General features: G+C 39.0%; 21 protein-coding genes. 13 read left to right on the top strand and 8 right to left on the bottom strand.

What is annotated here, in order from left to right:
* Positions 1-34: 34 nt before the first annotated feature.
* A complete protein-coding gene (gene yceJ, locus SOI81_RS11990) occupies positions 35-592 on the bottom strand; it encodes a cytochrome b (protein ID WP_239975724.1) in 558 nt (185 codons plus the stop codon).
* Positions 593-831: 239 nt separating this feature from the next.
* Between yceJ and SOI81_RS11985 the strand changes: the two genes are divergently transcribed.
* Both SOI81_RS11985 and rnhB read left to right on the top strand, forming a co-directional pair.
* A complete protein-coding gene (locus SOI81_RS11985) occupies positions 832-1,215 on the top strand; it encodes a hypothetical protein (protein ID WP_016141773.1) in 384 nt (127 codons plus the stop codon).
* 71 nt (positions 1,216-1,286) lie between these two features.
* A complete protein-coding gene (rnhB, locus tag SOI81_RS11980; protein WP_002163155.1) occupies positions 1,287-1,853 on the top strand; it encodes a ribonuclease HII in 567 nt (188 codons plus the stop codon).
* A 67-nt stretch (positions 1,854-1,920) separates the two neighbouring features.
* On the opposite strand, the gene csrA is transcribed toward rnhB, so the two are convergent.
* The 3 genes from csrA to alaS form a co-directional block, all read right to left on the bottom strand.
* A complete protein-coding gene (csrA, locus tag SOI81_RS11975; protein WP_000906487.1) occupies positions 1,921-2,175 on the bottom strand; it encodes a carbon storage regulator CsrA in 255 nt (84 codons plus the stop codon).
* 246 nt (positions 2,176-2,421) lie between these two features.
* On the bottom strand, positions 2,422-3,702 hold the full coding sequence (gene lysC / locus SOI81_RS11970) for an aspartate kinase (RefSeq protein WP_016141772.1): 1,281 nt from the start codon (positions 3,700-3,702) through the stop codon (positions 2,422-2,424).
* A gap of 65 nt (positions 3,703-3,767) precedes the next feature.
* Positions 3,768-6,404, bottom strand: coding sequence for an alanine--tRNA ligase (gene alaS / locus SOI81_RS11965; RefSeq protein WP_320138542.1), 2,637 nt, complete (start codon positions 6,402-6,404; stop codon positions 3,768-3,770).
* Positions 6,405-6,674: 270 nt separating this feature from the next.
* Between alaS and epD the strand changes: the two genes are divergently transcribed.
* The 6 genes from epD (at position 6,675) to SOI81_RS11935 (ending at position 13,012) form a co-directional block, all read left to right on the top strand.
* The gene (gene epD, locus SOI81_RS11960; RefSeq protein WP_239968017.1) at positions 6,675-7,694 is read left to right on the top strand and encodes a type I glyceraldehyde-3-phosphate dehydrogenase; all 1,020 of its coding nucleotides are present in this window, start codon (positions 6,675-6,677) and stop codon (positions 7,692-7,694) included.
* Between the two features lie 157 nt (positions 7,695-7,851).
* Entirely contained in the window at positions 7,852-8,943 is a 1,092-nt protein-coding gene (locus tag SOI81_RS11955) for a hypothetical protein (protein WP_320540819.1), read from the top strand.
* 183 nt (positions 8,944-9,126) lie between these two features.
* On the top strand, positions 9,127-10,293 hold the full coding sequence (gene hisZ / locus SOI81_RS11950) for an ATP phosphoribosyltransferase regulatory subunit (protein WP_016141687.1): 1,167 nt from the start codon (positions 9,127-9,129) through the stop codon (positions 10,291-10,293).
* A gap of 66 nt (positions 10,294-10,359) precedes the next feature.
* On the top strand, positions 10,360-11,679 hold the full coding sequence (purA, locus tag SOI81_RS11945; RefSeq protein WP_016141686.1) for an adenylosuccinate synthase: 1,320 nt from the start codon (positions 10,360-10,362) through the stop codon (positions 11,677-11,679).
* A gap of 121 nt (positions 11,680-11,800) precedes the next feature.
* Complete coding sequence (locus tag SOI81_RS11940; protein ID WP_016141685.1) at positions 11,801-12,118, top strand: hypothetical protein; 318 nt, start codon at positions 11,801-11,803, stop codon at positions 12,116-12,118.
* Positions 12,119-12,232: 114 nt separating this feature from the next.
* Positions 12,233-13,012, top strand: a complete 780-nt coding sequence (locus tag SOI81_RS11935) for a M48 family metallopeptidase (RefSeq protein ID WP_016141684.1) — start codon at positions 12,233-12,235, stop codon at positions 13,010-13,012.
* Between the two features lie 55 nt (positions 13,013-13,067).
* Here SOI81_RS11935 and tas read toward each other — a convergent pair whose 3' ends face one another.
* The gene (gene tas / locus SOI81_RS11930) at positions 13,068-14,117 is read right to left on the bottom strand and encodes an NADP(H)-dependent aldo-keto reductase (protein ID WP_320540818.1); all 1,050 of its coding nucleotides are present in this window, start codon (positions 14,115-14,117) and stop codon (positions 13,068-13,070) included.
* 159 nt (positions 14,118-14,276) lie between these two features.
* Positions 14,277-14,984 carry a cAMP-activated global transcriptional regulator CRP gene (gene crp / locus SOI81_RS11925; RefSeq protein ID WP_016141682.1) on the bottom strand — a complete coding sequence of 236 codons (708 nt, stop codon included), beginning with the start codon at positions 14,982-14,984 and terminating at the stop codon, positions 14,277-14,279.
* 240 nt (positions 14,985-15,224) lie between these two features.
* Between crp and SOI81_RS11920 the strand changes: the two genes are divergently transcribed.
* The 3 genes from SOI81_RS11920 to SOI81_RS11910 all read left to right on the top strand — a co-directional run bounded on the left by SOI81_RS11920 (position 15,225) and on the right by SOI81_RS11910 (position 16,366).
* Positions 15,225-15,344 carry a hypothetical protein gene (locus SOI81_RS11920; RefSeq protein ID WP_002121587.1) on the top strand — a complete coding sequence of 40 codons (120 nt, stop codon included), beginning with the start codon at positions 15,225-15,227 and terminating at the stop codon, positions 15,342-15,344.
* Positions 15,345-15,422: 78 nt separating this feature from the next.
* Positions 15,423-15,845: an OsmC family protein gene (locus SOI81_RS11915; RefSeq protein ID WP_004642007.1), complete on the top strand. Its 423-nt coding sequence runs from the start codon at positions 15,423-15,425 to the stop codon at positions 15,843-15,845.
* Between the two features lie 95 nt (positions 15,846-15,940).
* Entirely contained in the window at positions 15,941-16,366 is a 426-nt protein-coding gene (locus SOI81_RS11910; protein WP_239968021.1) for a GNAT family N-acetyltransferase, read from the top strand.
* Here SOI81_RS11910 and SOI81_RS11905 read toward each other — a convergent pair.
* Positions 16,363-17,172, bottom strand: a complete 810-nt coding sequence (locus tag SOI81_RS11905; protein WP_239975730.1) for a M23 family metallopeptidase — start codon at positions 17,170-17,172, stop codon at positions 16,363-16,365. The genes SOI81_RS11910 and SOI81_RS11905 overlap by 4 nt on opposite strands.
* 300 nt (positions 17,173-17,472) lie before the next feature.
* Here SOI81_RS11905 and clpB point away from each other — a divergent pair, with 300 nt between their 5' ends.
* Positions 17,473-20,052 carry an ATP-dependent chaperone ClpB gene (gene clpB, locus SOI81_RS11900; protein ID WP_005070314.1) on the top strand — a complete coding sequence of 860 codons (2,580 nt, stop codon included), beginning with the start codon at positions 17,473-17,475 and terminating at the stop codon, positions 20,050-20,052.
* Positions 20,053-20,312: 260 nt separating this feature from the next.
* Positions 20,313-20,729, top strand: a complete 417-nt coding sequence (locus SOI81_RS11895; protein ID WP_239975731.1) for a hypothetical protein — start codon at positions 20,313-20,315, stop codon at positions 20,727-20,729.
* Between the two features lie 18 nt (positions 20,730-20,747).
* Here SOI81_RS11895 and rlmKL read toward each other — a convergent pair whose 3' ends face one another.
* Positions 20,748-22,958 carry a bifunctional 23S rRNA (guanine(2069)-N(7))-methyltransferase RlmK/23S rRNA (guanine(2445)-N(2))-methyltransferase RlmL gene (rlmKL, locus tag SOI81_RS11890; RefSeq protein ID WP_239975732.1) on the bottom strand — a complete coding sequence of 737 codons (2,211 nt, stop codon included), beginning with the start codon at positions 22,956-22,958 and terminating at the stop codon, positions 20,748-20,750.
* Positions 22,959-23,030 lie beyond the last annotated feature (72 nt).

Here is a 23,030-nt window from a genome sequence, read left to right as displayed (position 1 = left end):
CCGCCTATCTCAGGCGGTTTTTTATACATCAGGTTTATTTAGGTTGTTTGGTCATGCTATTTAAAATATTGTCTTTATCGATAAAGTGATGTTTTAAAGCTGCAAGTACATGCCCAACAATAAGAAAACCTGCAAACCAAGAAATATAAATATGTAATGGTTTAACAACAGCTAAAAGCTCTGGGTTATCTTGCACTAAACGCGGAATTTCAAATAAATATAAAACTGGAGCAGGGTGACCAGCACTCCAACTAAACAAACAACCAGTGATAGGTAAAGCCACCAAAATTACATACAAGAATAGATGACCCACATGTGCCAGAGTTTTCATCATTGGAGACATGGTATCAGGTAGTTTTGGAGCTGGATGAGTATAGCGCCATAAAATCCGGATAATGACTAAAAAGATAATAGTCGTTGCAATATTTTTGTGCAATGTAATGACATCGCCTTTAAAGCTGCCATCAACGTCATAACTTAAAAAATTTCCACTATAAAAGCCAATAACCCATGCTGTGATGAAAATGATTGCCATCACCCAATGCAGGATTTGTGCGGTACGGGTGTAATACTGAGAGGAAACAGCAGGCATAAAAGACCCTTTTTTTGTCGTTTTGATTTGTGATTTTAGGGGAAATCGCAGATTTTGAGAAATATTTTAAATGTAACGGAGCGTGCTAAAAACAGAACGTATTAAGCTAAAAAAGCAATTGATGAGCTGAGTTTCGTTTCGGAAAAGAATTTGCATAAATGCATCAAATTATTTGTTTCTTCTAAAGTCGAGTTTAGGCACAATACGCGCTGCCAAGGTTCAATCAAAAGGAAAAAATGATGAAAAAATTGATGCTCGCTCTAGCACCAGTTGTTTTAGCTTTAACAGCATGCGCAACGACTACAGGCACTGACACAGGTTCTGCACAAACGACAACTCAACAATTAGGCGTTGCTGCGTTAAAAGTTGCTGTAAATGCAAAATGTATTACAGAGATTAATAATGTTGCCGCTTGGAAAACAGCAACAAAATATATGACTGCTGAGCAACGTGATAGTATCCAAACTAATGTATGTGGTTGTGTGAGCGAAAAAGCTCCAAACAGTGTGACTGCAGTAGAATTAGCAGCAGCTGCACTTGATGTAAACACACGTGCTACAATCGTAAACCAAGTGGTTTCTAAAACTGTAAACGCTTGTGTGGCAGAAGCTTTACAAAAGTAATTAATAATTTTGTGTTAAAGAAGGCTGATTACTATTGATCAGCCTCTTTTGTTTTTAAAGGTAGTGAGTCGATGTTTATTGCTGGTGTAGATGAGGCAGGACGGGGGCCTTTAGTAGGTTCGGTTGTGGCAGCAGCTGTGATTTTAGATCCGAATAATCCAATTTTGGGATTGAATGATTCTAAAAAATTAACTGAAAAGAAACGTGAAAAGTTGTTTATTGAAATACAAGAAAAAGCCTTAGCTTGGTCAATTGCCGAAGCAACACATGCTGAAATTGATGAACTAAATATTTTACAGGCAACTTTTTTGGCTATGCAGCGTGCTGTTGATGGTTTAAAAACCCAACCACAAAAAGTAATTGTAGATGGTAACCAAATTCCTAAAGGAATTATTATTCCTTGTGAAGCGATTGTTGGTGGAGATGCAAGCCATGCTGAAATTAGTGCAGCAAGTATCTTGGCAAAAGTAACACGAGATCGACAAATGGCAGAATTAGATCAGCAATATCCGTTATTTGGTTTTGCCAAACATAAAGGATATCCAACTAAAGCGCATTTTGAAGCGATTGCTGTGCATGGCGTGATTGATCAGCATCGCCGTAGTTATGCACCTGTTAAACGTGCTTTAGGGCTATAAATACAAACACTTAAAAAATTTAAAGCGACTATAAAGTCGCTTTAATTAGGGAGAGAACAACTTCATACTAACGATTGAAGTTTTTCTGTGCATAATTATCATCTTCATAAGAAACTTGATAATCTTGATCAAGATGTTGAAGGTGTTCATGCATTGCACGTTCATGTTGAATACGTTGATAAATTTCTTCGCGATGAACAGAAACCTCTTTTGGTGCATTCACACCAATTCGAACTTGGTTTCCTTTGACGCCAAGCACAGTAACACTGACTTGATCCCCAATCATTAATGTTTCCCCGACACGGCGGGTCAGAATCAGCATGTTTATCTCCTTGCTAAACGCTTAAAACTGCAATATTGGTACCCAAATAAAAAGCTCAACCTCAGTTTTCAGTCAGATTCTAACAGAAATATGAGAACAAAGTCATATTTTGATAATCTCTGCCAAAAAACTTTCCGTTTAATATAACAGAGCCGCTATAAAAAAAACTATAGCGGCTCTGTGTTTTCTTTGATTATTGTCGGACAAGTAAACATTTTTTAATGAATTCTTGACCGTTTGGTAAAATTAAGCGCGTGCGCTGCTTTCACCATGTTCACGATCTAAACCAAAAGCGGTATGTAGGCAACGAACTGCAAGCTCAAGGTATTTCTCGTCGATAATGACAGAAACTTTAATTTCAGAAGTTGAAATCATAAGGATGTTGATACCTTCATCAGCAAGGGCAGTGAACATTTTGCTCGCTACACCTGCGTGTGAACGCATACCTACACCAACAATAGACACTTTAACGATGTCATCACGTGTTGAAACTTCACGTGCACCAATATTTTTGGCAGTTTCATTTAAGATTTTTTCAGCTTTCGCTAAATCAACACGGTTTACAGTGAAAGTAAAATCTGTTGTGCCATCTTCTTCAACATTTTGGACTATCATATCCACTTCAATGTTGGCATCACTTACTGGTGATAAAATTTTAGAAGCAATACCTGGCTCATCAGGTACACCTAAAATTGTTAATTTTGCTTCGTCACGGTTAAAAGCGATACCTGCAATGATTGGCTGTTCCATAGTGTCTTCTGCCTCAGTAGTAATGAGTGTACCTACATTTTCTTTAAATTCGTCGTCAAATGCGCCGTCGTCATCATTATCAAAACTTGATAATACGCGTAAAGGAACCTGATATTTTCCGGCAAATTCTACTGAGCGAATCTGTAAAACTTTAGAACCTAATGATGCCATTTCTAGCATTTCTTCAAAAGAAATACGGTCGATTTTTTTGGCTTTAGGAGCAACACGAGGATCAGTGGTGTAAACGCCATCTACATCAGTATAAATCTGACATTCGTCAGCTTTTAAAGCAGCAGCAAGGGCAACACCAGAAGTATCTGAACCACCTCGACCTAGTGTTGTAGTATTTCCATTGGCATCAAAACCTTGGAAACCAGCAACCACAATAACACGGCCTGCATCTAGATCATTGGTCATGACATCTGTATCAATAGACTCGATACGCGCCTTGGTAAATGCACTGTCAGTTTTAATACCGACTTGACGTCCGGTATAGGATTTAGCTTCCACACCAATCGAATTAAGTGCCATAGCTAACATGGAAATCGTCACCTGTTCACCGGTTGAAACCATTTGGTCTAACTCACGTGGGTCAGGTGTTTCGGTAATGGCTTTAGCGAGAGCAAGTAAGCGGTTTGTTTCACCACTCATTGCAGATACGACCACAACAACCTTGTGACCGTGATCATGCCAACGCTTCACACGACGAGCAACATTTAAAATGCGCTCGGGGGTACCCATAGAAGTACCGCCATATTTTTGAACGATTAATGCCATAGTTGTTCCATATAAGCCATGACCCTGAGAGGCTTTTCAGGGTCAGTTACACAAAAAGTGAAGTCTTATTTTTGTTCAAGCCATGCAGGCAATGCTGCGATCACTTGTCCAAACTTCTCGTTAAGTGGCGCGCCACCTTGTGCTAAGTCAGGTTTACCACCACCTTTACCACCTAACTCGGTTGCTAGATGTTTGATGATGTCACCTGCTTTTAGATTTGCAGTGTATTGTGATGCAACTGAAGCAAGCAGGCTAACTTTGTCACCCTCTACACCAGCTAACACAATAACTGCATTCTCTAATTTTGATTTAACACTGTCATGTAAATTGCGAAGTGATTTTGCATCTACACCTTGGACAGTGGTAATAAGCGTTTGACGACCAGCAATGGTTTGTACCTGATCAATCAATTCTGACGCTTGGAAGTTTGCCAATTTCTGATTGAGTTGTTCAATCTGCTTTTGTAATGCAGAAACCAATTCAACATTGGCTTGTACACGCTCAACAGTTTGGTCTTTCTGTGCTTTTAATAAGCCATTAATGTGCTGGATATCAGCATCAGTTTTTTGTACTACATCTAGCGCTTTAGTACCTGTAACGGCTTCAATACGACGTACACCAGCAGCTACACCACCTTCAGAAGTGATTTTGAATAAACCAATATCGCCTGTACGTTTAACGTGAATACCACCACACAGTTCAATTGAGAAGTTTTTCTCATCAATAATTGAACCCATAGAAAGTACACGCACTTCATCACCGTATTTTTCACCAAACAACATCATGGCACCTTTAGCTTTTGCAGCTTCAATGTCAAGAAGTTCGGTTGTTACAGCACTATTTGCAATAATTTCTGCATTCACTAAACGCTCAACTTGTTGTAACTGTTCAAAAGTTACAGGTTGGTCATTAGCAAAGTCAAAACGTAAGATATCACTTGCAACTAAAGAACCTTTTTGTTGTACATGTGAACCTAAGATTTGACGAAGGGCAGCATGTAATAGGTGAGTTGCAGAGTGGTTACGAGCTGTTGCTTCACGAATATCTGCTTTAACAATCGCTTCAACATTTTGATCGGCTTTAAGACTACCAACGGTCACAATACCTTGATGAACAAAGGCACCGCCTGACTTTTTAGTATCTTGAACTTCAAAAATACCAGTTTCGTTTTTGAAGATACCTGTGTCGCCAATCTGACCACCACTTTCAGCATAGAAAGGAGTTTGGTTTAAAACGATAAGCGCCTCATCACCTTCAGAAACTTCGTCAACTTGTACGCCATCTTTATAGATCGCTACAATTTGACCTTGACCAGTCGTGTTGATGTAACCATCAAACTGAGTTTCGCCTTCAACTTTTACAATGTTGTTGTAGTCGACTGCAAACTTACCAGCATCACGAGCACGTTGACGCTGTGCAGCCATTTCTACTTCAAAACCAGCTTCGTCAATAATAAAGTCACGTTCACGTGCAATATCAGCAGTTAAGTCAGTTGGGAAGCCGTAAGTGTCGTAAAGTTTAAATACAGTCGCACCAGGAATAGTCTTATCTTTTAATTGAGCAAGCTCGCCTTCAAGTAGCTTTAAGCCTTGCTCAAGTGTTTTAGCGAACTGTTCTTCTTCACGAATCAAAGTTGCTTCAATCACATCTTTGCGAGCTGCAAGTTCTGGATATGCATCACCCATAACTTCAATTAAAGGTTGCAACATTTTGTAGAAGAACGTACCAGTTGCACCAAGTTTATTACCGTGACGCACAGCACGGCGGATAATACGGCGAAGTACATATCCACGACCTTCATTGCTTGGGTTTACACCATCAGCAATAAGGAAACAGCATGAACGCGCATGGTCTGCAACAACACGTAAAGAAGGCTGACCTTGGTCTTCAATACCAATAATATTTGCAGCAGCTTTTAATAGGTGTTGGAACAGGTCAATGTCGTAGTTCGAGTTAACATGTTGCAATACAGCAGAGATACGCTCTAAGCCCATGCCTGTATCAACAGATGGAGCAGGGAGAGGGTGAAGTACGCCATCAGCAGTACGATTAAACTGCATGAAAACGTTGTTCCAGATTTCAATGAAACGATCACCGTCTTCTTCAGGTGAGCCTGGTAAACCGCCCCAAATGTGGTCACCATGGTCAAAGAAAATTTCAGAACATGGACCACATGGGCCAGTATCACCCATTGCCCAGAAGTTATCAGATGCGTATTTTTCGCCTTTATTATCACCAATACGGATAATACGTTCTGGCGCTAAACCGATTTCTTTGTTCCAGATGTCGTAAGCTTCGTCATCAGTATGGTAAACCGTGACATAAAGTTTATCTTTTGGTAAAGCAAGCCATTGTTCGCTGGTTAAAAATTCCCATGCGAATTTAAGTGCATCACGTTTGAAATAATCACCAAATGAGAAATTACCTAACATTTCAAAGAATGTATGGTGACGTGCAGTGTAGCCAACGTTGTCTAAGTCATTGTGTTTGCCGCCAGCACGTACACATTTTTGTGATGTGGTTGCACGTACATAGTCACGCTTCTCAAGACCTAAAAAGCAGTCTTTAAACTGGTTCATCCCAGCATTTGTAAATAATAAAGTTGGGTCGTTGGCAGGAACAAGAGAACTCGACGCGACACGTGTATGCCCTTGCGTTTCAAAGTAGCGCAAAAATGCTTCACGAATTTCAGCAGATGTCATTAAACGAGTACTCACAACCAAGTCACTCCATATTTTCGAATTTGGCTAAAAGTATCAATGCCTGTTTGTTTTATACAAAACCTTAGCATGTGATACGGGGCTTATTTTTTAAAAACGCTAAATTGTAGCGGAAAAACCCCACCGAACCAACGATTTTAAAAGGAATATCTTACAAAACTGTGATTTGGCTAAAAATCTATATTCAATTGGCTGTGACGTGCTTTACTATATGCCTTCTTTAGTTTGTAGTTTTGTTGATAAGGATAGGTCATGCAACGTATCGCCATTAATGGGTTTGGTCGAATTGGACGTAATGTTTTACGTGCCTGGTTCGAGAGCCCAAAACAATTTCATTTTGAAATCGTGGCGATTAACGATATAGCAGATGTCCAGACATTAGTGCATTTATTTAAATATGATTCTACACATGGCCGTTTCAATGGAAATGTAGAAATATTGATTGAAAATGAAAAAGTTTTTTTGAATATTCAGTCAAATCAACGAACACTAAAAGTTGAGGTTTTAAAGCAGAAACAACCTGAACTTTTACCATGGTCTAGTTTAGATATTGATGTGGTGCTTGAGTGTACTGGACTGTTCCGTTCTCATGCAGATGCAACACGTCATCTACAAGCAGGGGCGAAGCGTGTCATTATTGGGGCAGCACCTTTTGATCATGTAGATGCAGCTATTGTTTATGGTGTGAACCATAATGAAGTCAAAGTGACTGATCAAGTTATATCGAGTGTGTCATGTACTACGCAGGCTTTGGTGCCATTAGTAAAAATCATTGATGATGCTTTTGGTATTGAAACGGCGCTTATGACCGAGATTCATGCAGTAACGGCAGACCAGTCCGTACTTGATCACGCGCACCGTGATTTACGCCGTGCTAGAGCTTCAGGACAAAATATTATTCCGACCACATCTAGTGCACTCGGAGCATTAAAACGTGTTATGCCTAAAATGGAAGACCGTATTGATGGTTATTCAATTCGAGTGCCAACTATTAATGTGGCTGCAATTGACTTAACTTTTATCGCGCAATCTCCAATTACTGTGCATCATATTAATGAGTTACTCATTAAAGCATCTCAAACAGACTATGCAGAAATTATGGCAGTAACAGATGAGCCATTGGTTTCAAGTGATTTTAATCATTCACCTTATTCACTCATTGTTGATTTAACCCAAACTATGGTCGTTGGACATCAAGCTAAAGTATTCGCCTGGTACGATAATGAGTGGGGCTATGCAAATCGATTATTGGATCTGTGTGACTCTTTCTAAATGTAAATTTAAATCATTTAAGGGTGTTGAGTTAACATCCTTAAGTGATTATTAATTTCTAATTTAAAAATAATTAAAATTCTATATATTCATGTTGTATAAAATTATATCTATTTGTATGATTCGCAAACATTAAAATTTTAATTATAGAGTTCATATGAAATTTAACTCAAAAAGAATAAGTGGTTTTTTAATTTTTACATCTACTATTATTTTATCTGCTTGTGGTGGTGAAGGCTCAGATCAAAATACCCATGATCAAGTTGAAAATAATTTAGAAAAGGAAGACAAAATTTACCAAGTTTATTATCAACCTTCTGATATTTCTTCAGGTATCTTTAGTGATTCTTTTGAAATTACTCAATATCCAATTAAGAATAATGAAATCTTCTTTGCAAAGTCACATAACCAGCCGTTAGAAACTGAGGTTTTAACTGAAAAGAAAGTTTTAAATAAAGGGACCTTACAAACCAATATTGTGAAAAGGTTAACATCTAGCAGTTGGACTTATGAGTTAACACCTGATTTGAAAAAGAATTTAAAGTTTGAAATTGTGAAGTTGGATAGTGAAAATATCTTTGACCGTGTATTGCCGGGCTATAAAGAAAATAAAAATCTAGAAACTGGTCTTCATAATCAACTTGATAAAAATTTAATTGAATTTTATCAAAACTATAAGAATGTTAGATTTCCAAAAAATAGTTATTGTTATCGTTTAAAAGAGACTCAATGGAATCAATCTTATATTTCAGATATATCTGGTTTTGATTCAAATCCATCATTTAGTGAGAAAAAGCAGAAAATTATCGAAAGATATAATAACCTAGGTTCAGATAAAAAGTATTTTAGGCTTCTAAATTCACAGTGGTACGGCTATAACTTAACTGTTTTAGAAAACTTAGAAACAGGTGATATTCAAAGCGCATTGGGAAATAATAATAACCAGTCTGCTTTTTTTATTAATTTTATATCAAGTAGTCGGTGGGATGCTGATAGAAATTTAGCTTATGAGAAGTCTCATCTATATTCTGCCGATGATAACCCGCTTAATGAGGTGCACTCATTAATTGCTTTCAAACAAAAGCTAAAAATCGCAAATCTTGAAAAAGGTTGTTTTGCTTTTAATACTCAAGCAGCTCAAGCTATTCAAAGATTAAATTTAGTTAACTGGCAACCAGGTGATAGTTCAGATATTGGCCCATTCTTTGGTCGAAGAACTTTTGCCTATAATGTGAGTGAAGCAGAATAAAGTATTGAATATTCTTGTTAATTCATAAAATCTTCTTTTTGACTTTAGAGTTTATTAAGAAAGATTTATGCAAATTGTCAGGTGCATGGCAGAAAGTATCATGCTACACTAAGAGAAATCGGGTGTGTTCCCGATTTTTTTATGTGGGGTCGTTCCACGTTGATCAGATTTTAGGCTTGAAATATGACCATTTCAGAGACATGGTTGCTGCCTGACGGGGTAGCAGATGTATTGCCGGAACAGGCACAAGTCATTGAAAAACTTCGCCGTGAAGCTTTAGATTTCCTCGCGGTACGAGGTTATCAATTGGTATATACACCATTTATTGAATACATCGAATCGTTGTCTTCATTATCAGAATCAAATCAAGACTTGGATTTAGTAACTTTTAAGGTCATTGATCAGCTCTCAGGCCGTTTACTCGGTGTTCGTGCTGATATGACGCCACAAGTTGCACGTATCGATGCACATGTAAGACCAGTTGAAGGCGTTGCACGTTACTGTTATTCAGGGACTGTATTACATACTAAACCACAAAATTTTAATGCCACACGTGCGCCTCTACAATTAGGTGCAGAGTTATACGGGCATGACAGTATCGAAGCTGATGTCGAAATGGTCGATGTTATGCTGGGGTTGATTGAGAACATCTATACTTTACAAGGCGCGCATCTAGATTTGGGCCATGTAGGATTGTTCCGCAGTTTAGTAAAGTATGCTGGCCTGTCAAAAAATGAAGAGCGTGAGCTTTCAGATCTTTACCAAAGAAAAGCATTACCAGAGTTAGCTGAATTTACTCAAAACCTTAATATGGGTTCTGATTTTTATGCGCTTGGCCGCTATTCTAGTGATCTAGAAGCATTACAGGCGAATTTAAGTGCAAACATCTTACAAGATGCTGAATTTAAGTCAGCGTTAGATGCACTTAAAACAACGCTTGCGCAAATTAAAGGTCGTTGGCCAAATCTCAATATCGGTATTGATGTTGTAGAGCTACGCAGTTATCACTATCACACTGGCTTAATGTATGCAGTCTATGCACCGAACCGTGCTGCACCTTTAGCACAGGGTGGCCGGTACGATGGTATTGGTGAGCACTTTGGCCGCGCACGTCCTGCTACTGGCTTCAGTTGTGATTTATATGCTTTAGGTGCAAATCAGTTCGCCGAAATCGAAACTGTTGTTGCTCCAAAAGGTTCAGAACAAGATTTACTCTCAGCAATTTCGAATGCACGTGCTCAAGGTTTACGTGTCGTTCAATTGTTGGGTAATGATGATTTAAGTTCTATTCCATATGCGACCCATCAATTCGTGTCGCAAAATGGACAATGGAATATTGAAAAGATTTAATCGCCAACGGTAAGTTTTTTTTACTGGTGGTTTTCAATTTTAACAGCATGATGTAATGAGGCTATTATGGGCAAAAATGTTGTGGTACTTGGTACCCAATGGGGCGACGAAGGTAAAGGTAAAATCGTCGACCTGCTCACAGACCAGGCGGCTGCGGTAGTACGTTATCAAGGCGGACATAACGCAGGTCATACTCTTGTCGTAGGTGGTAAAAAGACTGTTTTGCACCTCATTCCATCAGGTATTTTACGTGAAAACGTATTGTGCTTAATTGGTAATGGTGTAGTACTTTCACCAGCCGCGTTAATTGAAGAAATGGGAATTTTGGAAGCGGAAGGTGTTCCTGTTAAAGAACGTCTACGTATTTCTCCAAACTGTCCACTCATTTTGCCTAACCATATTGCACTTGATCAGGCACGTGAAAAGAAACGTGGTAATGCTAAAATCGGTACTACTGGTCGTGGTATTGGTCCTGCGTACGAAGATAAAGTAGCTCGCCGTGCAGTGCGTGTTGCTGACCTTGTTCGTGGTGGTGCAGCATTAGAAGAAAAACTCCAAGAAATGCTTGAGTTACATAACTTCCAATTAACTCAGTTCTACGGTGTAGAAGCAGTTAAATTTGAAGATGTATTAGCTCTTTGCAACCAGTGGCGTGAAGTTCTTGCTCCATTAGTGATTGATGTGACTAAGGTGTTGCATGACTATCGCAAAGAAGGTAAAGCGGTAATGTTTGAAGGTGCTCAAGGCTCACTTCTAGACATCGACCACGGTACTTACCCGTATGTTACAAGTTCAAATACAACTGCTGGTGGCGTGAGCGCTGGTTCAGGTATGGGACCTTTACATCTTGATTATGTATTAGGTATTACTAAAGCTTATACAACACGTGTAGGTGCTGGTCCATTCCCAACTGAATTGGTTTACGATGCAGCGGCTGATTCTGGTGACCCAATTGGTAAACACCTAGGTACAGTTGGTCATGAATTTGGTGCTTCTACTGGTCGTCAACGTCGTTGTGGTTGGTTTGATGCTGAAATTCTTCGCCGTTCTGTAGATGTAAACTCTCTTTCAGGTATTTGCTTAACTAAACTTGACGTTTTAGATGGTTTAGAAGAAGTGAAAATCTGTGTGGGTTATGAAAATACAGATTCAGGTTGTGTAGGTTCTTCAGATGCGGTTTCTTTTGAATGCTTGAAGCCAATTTACGAAACTATGCCGGGTTGGAGTGAGTCAACTGTTGGTTTAACTAGTATCGACCAATTACCAGCAAATGCTTTGGCTTACGTTAAGCGTATTGAACAATTAATCGAATGTCCGATTGATATCGTTTCAACTGGTCCAGACCGTGCAGAAACAATTGTTTTACGTCATCCATTCTCTGCTTAATTAGCAAAGATTAAAAAGGCCTCCTAACAGGGGGCTTTTTTATACCCGACTAAAGTGCAGTTTTCGTTTTATCAGATTCAGATTAAAACGTTCTATATAGATAAGGAATGATGGGCTCAGGATGAAGCTGCAACCAACTATTTCAAAAACAATTTTCTATTCTTTTTTATTTGCTATCGGAGGTTCACCCACACTAGCGATGTTGGTGATTTATGGGCAAAAATATCATGAAGATTTCTTTATGACTGCTTTTATGAGCTTGTCAGTTTTGTTCGCATGCGTGTTAATTCCTGTCGTCCTCATACAAAATAGTTATTTACTCTGGAAAAGGCAAAGTTCTAATCTTGAAGACAAAGTTAAGACCTTAAGTCATGTTTATCTGGGTTTAAATATAATCTGTTTAATTTTCTGGATTTATTTAATGACTTTATCGACTTGATCGTTACATAAATACTATGATCATGAAGAAATCAGACATTCAAAGGATGAATGGTATTTCTTATAATAAGTGCAAAAGAATAAACAGCTTTTTATCGATTAGGTGATCCATATTATGAATAAAAAACTCTTTTTAAGCTTGTGTGCAGCAAGTGTGATGACCATTTCTGGCTGTGCAACAGTAGCAGACATGGCCGGTGCAGATACTGCAACCTTAAATGCCCAATCTGCTCAAGGTTTTAATAAGATGGTGCAGGAAGCACGTGGTAAGGGTGCTCTCGATACAAGTTCTAGTACATATAACCGTATTAATGCTGTATTCAACCGTTTAAAACCATATGCAAACCAGATGAATCAGACTGGTCAGCCATTTAGCTGGCAGTTAGCGGTGTTGAAATCAGATACAATTAACGCCTACGTTGCACCTGGTGGCAAGGTAGTGTTCTATACAGGTATTGTGAATAAACTGAACCTGACAGATGCTGAAATCGCAGCTGTTATGGGCCATGAAATGACTCACGCCTTGGAAGAGCATGCGAAAAGTAAAATTGGTGCTCAAGCTTTAACTGATTTAGCATTAAATATTGGCTTAAGTCAGATTAATGGTGGGAATGTGGGTCAACTAGGGACGGCTGCGGCTCAGTTAGGCACACAAGTGGGTGTGGGGCTGCCATATTCTCGTAGTTTGGAAAGCCGTGCTGACCAAGGCGGTTTAATGTTAATGGCGCGTGCAGGCTATAACCCAAATGCAGCGATTACGCTTTGGGAAAAAATGAACAAACTTGAAGGCAGTGGATCATCTTTCTTGTCTACTCACCCATCAAACGCTCAACGTATTGGTGATATGCGTAAAAACTTACCTGCAGCAATGGCAGTTTATAATAGCCGTAGATAAGTTATAAAATTCTTTATAGATTAAGAAAACGGATGCTTCAGCATCCGTTTTTTATTTAAGGTGCAGGGTTGGGCTGTTGGGTATGGATAGCTTCAATACTTTTTAGAACTTCACTAGGTAACTCAATTTCAAATGCCTGAATATTTTCTTTAAGTTGGGCTAAATTCGTGGCACCAATAATTGTACTGGTCACAAAGAACTGTTGTTTAATAAAAGCTAAAGCCATCTGAGTCAAACTTAGCCCATGCTTTTCTGCTAGTTGCGCATATTGTTCAGTTGCCCATTCGCTTTGAGGGTTACTGTAGCGGCTAAAACGCGGAAATAGTGTTACACGAGCATTAGCAGGGCGGGCTCCATTTCTAAACTTGCCAGTTAAGTAACCAAAAGCCAGAGGAGAGTAGGCGAGCAAGCCGACATCTTCATATTTAGCAATCTCTGCCATACCTATTTCATAGGTGCGGTTGAGAAGACTATACGGGTTTTGAACACTTACGAATTTACTGACACCTAGCTTTTCGGCCAAATGTAAAAATTTCATAGTGCCCCAAGGGGTTTCATTTGATAAACCAATATAGCGAATGCGTCCGCGATTAATTTCTTCTTGTAGAGCGAGTAATGTTTCTTCTAGAGGTGTTGTGTCGTAATCATTTTGTGCTTGTTGGTTACCATAAGCGAGCGTACCGAAAAAGTTGGTATGACGTTCAGGCCAATGCAGTTGATAAAGATCGATATAGTCCGTTTGGAGGCGTTTAAGTGACCCATCTAGGGCTTTGGTGATATGGTCGCTGTTAAAGCGGGTATGGCCTTCTCGGATGTGGGTTCCTCCAAAGCCTGGGCCTGCAATTTTAGATGCAAGAAAGACTTTGTCACGTTGTCCGTGCTGAGCAAACCAATTGCCAATAATCGTTTCAGTTGCGCCGTAGGTTTCCGGTTTGGGTGGAACAGAATACATCTCTGCCGTATCCCAAAAATATAAACCATGTGCCAAGGCATAATTGAGTTGTTCAAAAGCTTCTTGTTGGGAGTTTTGCTCGCCGAATGTCATGGTGCCTAAACAAATTTCTGGAAGTTTAAGGCCTGTGCGACTAAGTGGGTTAAATTGCATACAGCGAAATCCTTGGAAATTTTGAGTTAGCCTAACGGAGAATATGTATTCAACTTAAATCATAAAATTAGAATAGTTTGTAAGTTTTGTGTATTAACTCATTGTTGCATATAAAAAAAGCAAACCGAAGTTTGCTTTTTATTAAAAATTTAAAGAATATTATTCTTCATCGTCGTAGTCATCATCAGAAACAGGGTTTTCTTCTAATGAAGCATCAAAAATAAGAATAGCTTTACCATCAGTTTGGATCATACCTTGATCTTCTAAGGTTTTGAGTACACGGCCAACCATCTCACGTGAGCATCCAACAATACGGCCAATTTCTTGACGAGTAATACGAATCTGACGACCATTCGGCAAAATCATTGCTTCTGGCTGAGAAGATAAATCGATTAAACAACGTGCAATACGACCAGACACATCAATGAAAGCAAGATCTGTCATTTTACGTGTCGTATTTTTTAGACGGCGAACTAATTGTGCAAAAACAGCATAACTTAAATCTGGATATTGTTTGCTAAGTTCGTGGAAGTTGTCATATGAAATTTCTGCAATTTCACAGACATCACGAGTACGAACTTCGGCTGTACGTTGAGGGTTCGGTTCGAAAAGCCCCATTTCCCCAAAGAAATCGCCCGGATTCAAATATGCGACAACAATTTCACGTTCATCATCTTCACGTAAAATAATTGAAACTGAGCCTTTTAAAATTAAATATAAAGATTTTGACTCTGTTCCGGCATCAACAATTGTGGTTCGTTTTGGATATCTGTTGATGTGAGCACGTTTTAACAATGCTTTAACGGATTCAGGTAGTTGCCCCGGAGATAAAGCATCTGTGCTGAGTTGTGAAAAATTTGAAGTCATGCTTAATATGTTCCGAATAGGGTAAACAATTCACACAAGCTCGAGATGAGCTATTACACAGAAGAGATGAAATTCCTTATCAACTCATTTTATGTTAGTGTACAAAACAAGGGCCTGTTGACATTTCACAGATGGTTGCGACATAAGACAATTCTTTTAGACGTACCAAATAAGAACTATGAAATTTAGCCATTCTAAATAAATAGATCTTAACAATGGAACGTACAAAATAACTTGGTCTTGCGCTATGCCTGCGCTGCTTTAATTGCAACTCAGATTATGGCTGAAATTTCACAAACTTTATTACAAAACTGGACAAAGGATTGCCATTGTCTGGGTTTTGCGTCTTATTTGGATTAATTTTTAGCTATAACGCAATCCATAGATGAAATGTCAACAGACCCTGCTTAAATTTATAATTTTTTTTGGGTAGTTGCAATGCAAACAAGTGTACATTGGCTAGAGAATGTTGCTTTTGAAGCGAAATCGGATAGTGGGCATAGTGTCATCATGGACGGCTCACCTGAGTATGGTGGTGAAAACCGTGGCCCACGTCCTATGGAGCTGCTATTAATGGGACTTGGTGGGTGTGCTTCGTTTGATATTGTGACCATTTTAAAAAAATCTCGTCAAGATGTGACGAATGTTGTGTGTAACTTAAAAGCTGAGCGCGCTGACGCAATTCCGGCTGTCTTTACTAAAATCCACTTACACTTTGTGGTAACTGGTAAAGCTGTGAAAGAAAAGCAGGTCGCAAAAGCAGTTGAATTGTCTGCCGAGAAATATTGTTCAGCGAGTAAAATGCTTTCTGATGGTGGTGTGGAAATTACACATGACTTCGAAATTATTGAAGCAGAATAAGGCAGTTTTTTGATAGCTAGTAATTAAAAGAAGCTGACATAAGAGTTGGCTTTTTTATTGTCAAAAATAACTAAAAAATAACAAGGAGAATAAAAGTGAATATTCGTTTTGCGAAATCGGAAGATACTCAAACAATATGTGACTTACTCAAACAGATGGGATATCTACAACCTCTCGCTCTTATTCAAGAAAAATTTGAATTATTAAATAATGACTCTAACTCAAAAATTTTAGTTGCTGAAGAGGAGGATAAAATTTGTGGTTTTTTATCTCTTTACTTTATTCCGCAAATAGCTTTGCAAGGTGACTTTGCCAAAATATGTTATCTATGCGTTGACGAGAAGATGCGTAGCAAAGGAGTGGGACATTTACTGGTGCAAGAAGCAGAAAGGTTAGCAAGACAACGTGGTTGTGACAGAATGGAACTTCATTCTGGTATGCAAAGACCTTTGGCACATCAATTTTACCTAAGAGAAGGCTATATCGAGGCGCCAAAGTATTTTCGTAAAGCTTTAAATTAACGAGCTGTATTTAGAAAAAGCTGAGGATCTACCCGAGCATTATTAAGACTCATGCCCCAATGCAGATGAGGGCCTGTCACACGTCCAGTTTTGCCCACTAAACCTAGTGTTTCTCCTTGGCGGATGTGTTGGCCTTTCTCTACTTTAATTGCGCTTAAATGGCAGAACATGCTGATTAGACCTTGACCATGGTCAATCAAAACGGTTTGTCCATTAAAAAAATAAGATCCAGTTTGGATAACCACACCATCTGCAGGAGCAACTACTTTTTGTCCTACTGGTGCTGGAATATCTAACCCTGAGTGAGGCGCGCGTTCTTCACCATTAAAAAAGCGTTTTCTGCCAAAAGAGTTGGTAAATTTCCCTGAAGTCGGGCGTATAAATATTGGTAGGGTTTGCCATGAACTTTGTGTAAATGAGGTATATACATCATTTTGTTCTTTAGCTTCTTGAGCGTAACGGTCTAACTGACTTTGATTAGGGTTCACATAATCTTGATTAGTGACTTTAATTCGTTGTTCAGCGTAAGGATAAGACTTAACTTCTACTTGAATCGGAGCTTTATTCGTGTCGAGCTGAATACTGCCGATTGGAGTAGACAACGGAATGCCAAATACAGCATAACGTTGCTGATCTTCTTGACTGATTAAAACTGGCTTTTGTTGAAAAGTGACCTGAGTAATATCAGCACTTAGAGGAACAACTGCAATTCCACCGGGTCTTCTGGAATCTTGTGGAAGCTGAGCGATTGCCAGTGCCGAAGTAAAAAGACAAGTTGTTGTTAATATAATGTGTTTAAAGTGCATTTTTCATTTCAAAACGAGTAGGAAACTAGCCAGATAAACTAAAGCTTAATTATTAAATTCTCAATGAAGACTTTGTGAAAAGTGTAGTATGAATAAGCATGAATTTAAATAATCAAGCATTTTAATAAAATGTAGCTGAACTGTACTTGAAATATATACAAAACAATCCCATATTATAATGGAGTTTTACTCGTTGTTATTTAAATAACATTATGAAAAATATATAAAAATTTATTTGAAATCCGAAGAAGTGTTCCCATCTATTAGACAAGTACAAATTTGTTGTGAGGAATAACAAGAATGCGTTTTGAAAAATTTACAAACCGCTTGCAGCAAGCCCTCTCAGATGCTCAATCTTTAGCGATGGGTAAAGACCATACTGCTATCGCAGGTATTCATATTTTGTCTACCTTATTAGAAGAGCCATCAAATATTAGTTTGTTGCAACAAGCAGGTGCGCGCTTACCTGAACTTAAACAAAAGCTTGAGCAAGCTATAAAAGATGCGCCGACTATTGCCAATCCAACGGGTGATGTCAACTTAAACCCAGAAGCGGTTAAAGCGCTTAATTTGGCAGACAGATATGCGCAAAAAGCAGGTGATGAATTTTTATCAACTGATTGGGTTTTATTAGGCTTGGCAGAGACAGGCGAAACTAAAAATATTTTAAGTGCGGTAGGTGTAACTCCCGACAGCTTACGCAAAGTAATTGAACATATTCGAGGTAATGACAAAGTCATGAGCAATAATCACGAAGACCAACGTGACTCACTTAATAAATATACGATTGATTTAACTGAGCGGGCTCTATCTGGAAAACTTGATCCTGTTATTGGGCGTGATGATGAAATTCGCCGTACCATTCAGGTGTTATCGCGTCGTACCAAAAACAACCCTGTTCTTATTGGTGAGCCGGGTGTAGGTAAAACCGCTATTGTTGAAGGTTTGGCACAGCGTATTGTGAATGGCGAAGTGCCAGAGGGATTAAAAAATAAACGTGTTTTATCCCTCGACTTAGGTTCATTACTGGCTGGTGCTAAATATCGTGGTGAGTTTGAAGAACGTTTAAAAGCTGTTTTAAAAGATTTGGCAAAACACGAAGGCGAAATCATCCTGTTTATTGATGAGTTACATACACTCGTAGGTGCAGGTAAAGGTGATGGCGCGATGGATGCAGGGAATATGTTAAAACCTGCGTTGGCTCGTGGAGAATTGCGCTGTGTGGGTGCAACAACCTTAGATGAATATCGCCAATATATTGAAAAAGATGCGGCCTTAGAGCGTCGTTTCCAAAAAGTACTGGTGGATGAACCAAGTGTTGAAGATACGATTGCGATTTTGCGTGGTCTAAAAGAGAAATATGCCACTCACCATGGTGTGCAAATTTTAGACTCTGCAATTATTGCTGCGGCGAAAATGTCTCATCGCTATATCACCGACCGTCAATTACCGGACAAGGCAATTGATTTGATTGATGAGGCAGCTTCTCGTATTAAAATGGAGATTGACTCTAAACCTGAAGCGCTTGATAAACTTGATCGCCGTTTAATTCAGTTAAAAATGCAATTGGAAGCGGTGAAAAAAGATGAAGATGTCGGCAGCAAAGCTGAAGTCACTCATCTGGAAAAACAGATTGCTGAAGTCGAGAAAGAATACAACGATCTTGAAGAAATCTGGAAGTCTGAAAAAACTTTGGTAGAAGGTACTAAACAGGCTCAGGTTGAACTTGATAAAGCCCGTATTGCTTTTGAGAAAGCTCAGCGTGAAGGTGATTTGGCTGAGGCAGCACGTTTACAGTATGGCGTAATTCCAGAGCTTCAAAAACAACTGGAGCAAGATGAAGTTGCAGAAGAGAACGAAGAGCCAAAACTCATTCGTACTAAAGTAACTGAAAATGAAATTGCTGAAGTTGTTAGTGCTGCAACAGGAATTCCGGTTGCTAAAATGATGCAAGGCGAGCGTGAAAAACTTCTTAATATGGAAGAGTTTTTACATGACCGTGTTGTTGGACAAGATGAAGCGGTCGTAGCTGTATCGAATGCGGTTCGTCGTTCACGTGCAGGCTTGTCTGACCCGAATCGTCCAAGTGGTTCATTCTTGTTTTTAGGTCCAACAGGTGTTGGTAAAACAGAATTGACCAAAGCATTGGCGAACTTCTTGTTTGACAGCGATGATGCCATGATTCGTATCGACATGAGTGAATTCATGGAAAAACATTCGGTGAGCCGTTTGGTTGGTGCACCTCCGGGTTATGTGGGTTATGAAGAAGGTGGTGTTTTAACGGAAGCTGTTCGCCGTAAACCATATAGTGTGGTGTTGTTTGATGAGGTTGAAAAAGCGCATCCAGATGTCTTCAATATCTTGCTACAGGTGTTGGATGATGGACGCTTAACAGACTCACAAGGTCGAGTAGTTGACTTTAAAAATACGGTCATTGTGATGACCTCGAACTTAGGTTCACAAGATGTACGTGAACTAGGTGAGGGTGCAACAGACGATGAAGTGCGTACTATTGTAATGAATGCGGTAAGTCAGCATTTCCGTCCGGAATTTATTAACCGGATTGATGAGCTTGTGATTTTCCATTCACTCAAAAAAGCACAAATTCGTGGTATTGCCGATATTCAGTTGGATCGATTACGTTCACGTCTTGTTGATCGTGACATGAGTTTAACTGTAGATGATACTGCCTTTGATTTATTGATTGATGCTGGTTTCGACCCTGTCTATGGCGCGCGTCCATTAAAACGTGCGATTCAGCAACAGATTGAAAACACATTAGCTCAAAAAATCTTGTCGGGTGATTTTGTTGCAGGTGATACCATTTTAGTTAAAGGCGAAAATGGGCATTTGGTCTTCGATAAAATGAAACTCAGCTAAGCTTTTTCTGCTAAAACCGAAAAGAGAATATGGAAACATATTCTCTTTTTTTTATTTTCTATAGAGTTGGCACTGATGTACAGGTCTGAGTTAAAAATCTATAAAACAACGTGAATCTTCACAAAATACGTGTGAAATATTTCAGGTTTTAAAATGATCAATGTTAATGGTCGGGAAGTCTATTTATAAGATTGCGACATGTTTAAAAAATTGTTAATTTTGTTCGATATAACGAACAATAACAATTTAGGATAGATGCAATGAACAATAAACAAGGATCTGCGCTGTGTGTTTTAGGCCTTATTACGCTGATACCAATGAATGTTTTGGCAGCGCAGCCACTGAGTGAAGGGGCATTAGCGACACAGACTGGAGCGGTAAATGCAGCTTTACCTGTGATTATTGCAAAAGCTCAAGACGATGCTAAAAAACCTGTGGTAGAACAACAACAAGCACGTCAGGCATTGGGCGATAATTATTTACAGCAAGTTCGATGGGATGCGCTTAGAACGAGCGTACTTTCTCCTTATCAAGAACAAAAACAGAATCATGTGCTAGATAGTAAAGAAAAGAAGAAACTGGAAATGATTGCGTTACCGGAAAGAGCAGACCGATTTACCAAATATGATTTTGAATCAAAAAATGTTCATGGTGAGGTTATTATTACCGTGAAGTAATAATAACCTCTAATCTTATTAATATTGATCTAGACCAGGATGCTGGATTTTCCATGCACGGTGGATTTTCTGATTACGTTTAAAATCAAGTCCAATCGTTTCAGAAGTGATTTCTTCAACCTGAAAAATAGCTTCAATCTCTTCATCCATTTCAAAACCACGATAGTTGTTTGAGAAATAGAGCGTTCCTTCACTGTTTAATCGGTTCATTGCACGTTTAATGAGTGAAACATGGTCGCGTTGGACGTCGAAAGTACCATAGAATTTTTTAGAGTTTGAGAATGTCGGTGGATCGATAAAAATAAGATCGTATTGTTCATGACCTTCTTTTAACCATTCAAAACAGTCGCTCGCAAAGAACATGTGCTGTTCATCTGCATGATCTACAGTAAGACCGTTTAAAACGAAGTTTTCTTTTGACCAGTTTAAGTAGGTATTAGATAAGTCTACACTTGTCGTGCTTGCAGCACCGCCTAAAGCAGCATGTAAGCTTGCTGTAGACGTATAACTATATAAGTTCAAGAAGTGCTTACCACGAGCTTCTTGAGCAATACGTAAACGCATTTGACGGTGGTCAAGGAATAAACCTGTATCTAGGTAATCTGTTAGATTCACTAAAATTTTAGCTTTACCTTCTTGAACGATAAAGCGTTTTGAAGCTGTGCTTTGTTTCGTATATTGATTAGTACCTGTTTGGCGCGCACGCGTCTTAATAAAGATGGCATCGCGGTTTAAACCGGTAACAGCACGAATCGCAGCGAGTGCCAAATTAAAACGTTTTTTTGCTTTTTCAGGATCGATCGTTTTTGGTGGTGCATACTCCTGAACATGTAAGCGATCACCATATAAATCTACAGCGACATTAAAGTCAGGTAAGTCCGCATCATACAAACGTAAGCAATAAACATTTTCTTTGGTTGCCCATTTTTTCAAGGCAGTCATATTTTTTTGCAGACGGTTAGCAAAATCTTGAGCTTCTTCCATTTCAATAGGTTGAGCTTGCCAAGTTGCTAAAAATGGCTGAGTTACTTTTTCTGGCTTAATTGAACCAAAACGAATGTAAATCGGTAACTTACCATTCATTAAACGCAAGGTTTCAGGCGCTTCAAATGCTAAAACATCGGCTTGTTCAATTTGGGCTGCAATAATAGCTGCATACTGATTTGGGAAATGTTTTTGTAAAAGTGCAGATAGGCCTAAGTAAAGAGAGCGGTTAGATGCTTTATCACCTAAACGTTCACCATACGGAGGGTTTGTCACAATAAATGCAGTTTTGCCTTCAGCAGAAAAATCAGGCCAGTCAGCTAAAGTACGTTCTTCAATTTGAATTTGACCTAATACTTTTTCAAAGCCCGCTGCAATAATATTTTCACGAGTCGCTTTTACCGCTTCCCAATCTGCATCGTAGGCATAAAATTTAGGTAAAGGTAATTCTAGCGCTTTTTCATGACGTTCTGCTGCTTCAGCTTTAAGTGAAAGCCAAAGTTCGCGGTCATGACCATGCCAACCATTAAAACCAAAACGGCGAACAAGTCCTGGTGCACGGTCAGTCAAAATCATTAATGCTTCAATAATAAATGTACCTGAACCACACATTGGGTCGAGCACGATCTCTGGCTTACGTTGCTGAAGCTGAGCTTTTTGTAAGATTGCCGCAGCAAGGTTTTCTTTAATTGGCGCATCCGTCATATAACGACGGTAACCACGTTTATGTAATGAATCACCAGATAAATCTAGGCAGTAGGTATGTTCAGTTTTACCTGCTAAAACATAGAGCGTAATTTCTGGTTGTTTGGTGTCAATGCTTGGACGACGACCTACAGCTTCCATAAAGGAATCGACAACACCATCTTTTGCTCTAAGTGTGGCAAATTGAGTGTTAACCTTAATTTCACGCTCTGCATGTAAACGAATAGCGAAAGTACTTTGTGGTGCAAAAATAAGTGACCAGTCAAAGCTAATTGCACCTTCATAAAGCTCTTCAGCGACATCACGTGCATCATGTGTGTGTTCAAGTTCATAAGTATGAATTGGAAGTAAAACACGAGAAGCAAGACGTGACCACATACAGATGCGGTAAGCATGTTCAAGCGTTCCTTCAATGATTAAACGTCCTGCTTTACGTTCTGTCACTTTGGTGCCAAGCTGTTCTATTTCTTCTTGTAAGAGGGCTTCTAAACCATCAGCACAAGTAATCCAATAGTGGTTTAAACGTAAAGAGGTATTCATAAACTCGATTGACCAAAACATATAAATATTAACGATGCAAAGTTTAACTTATTTTGATGTGTAAAGGTTTTT

The organism is Acinetobacter pittii (assembly GCF_034067285.1).
Classification (GTDB): Bacteria; Pseudomonadota; Gammaproteobacteria; order Pseudomonadales; family Moraxellaceae; genus Acinetobacter; species Acinetobacter pittii_E.
This window is presented reverse-complemented; position numbering and strand designations above follow the sequence as displayed.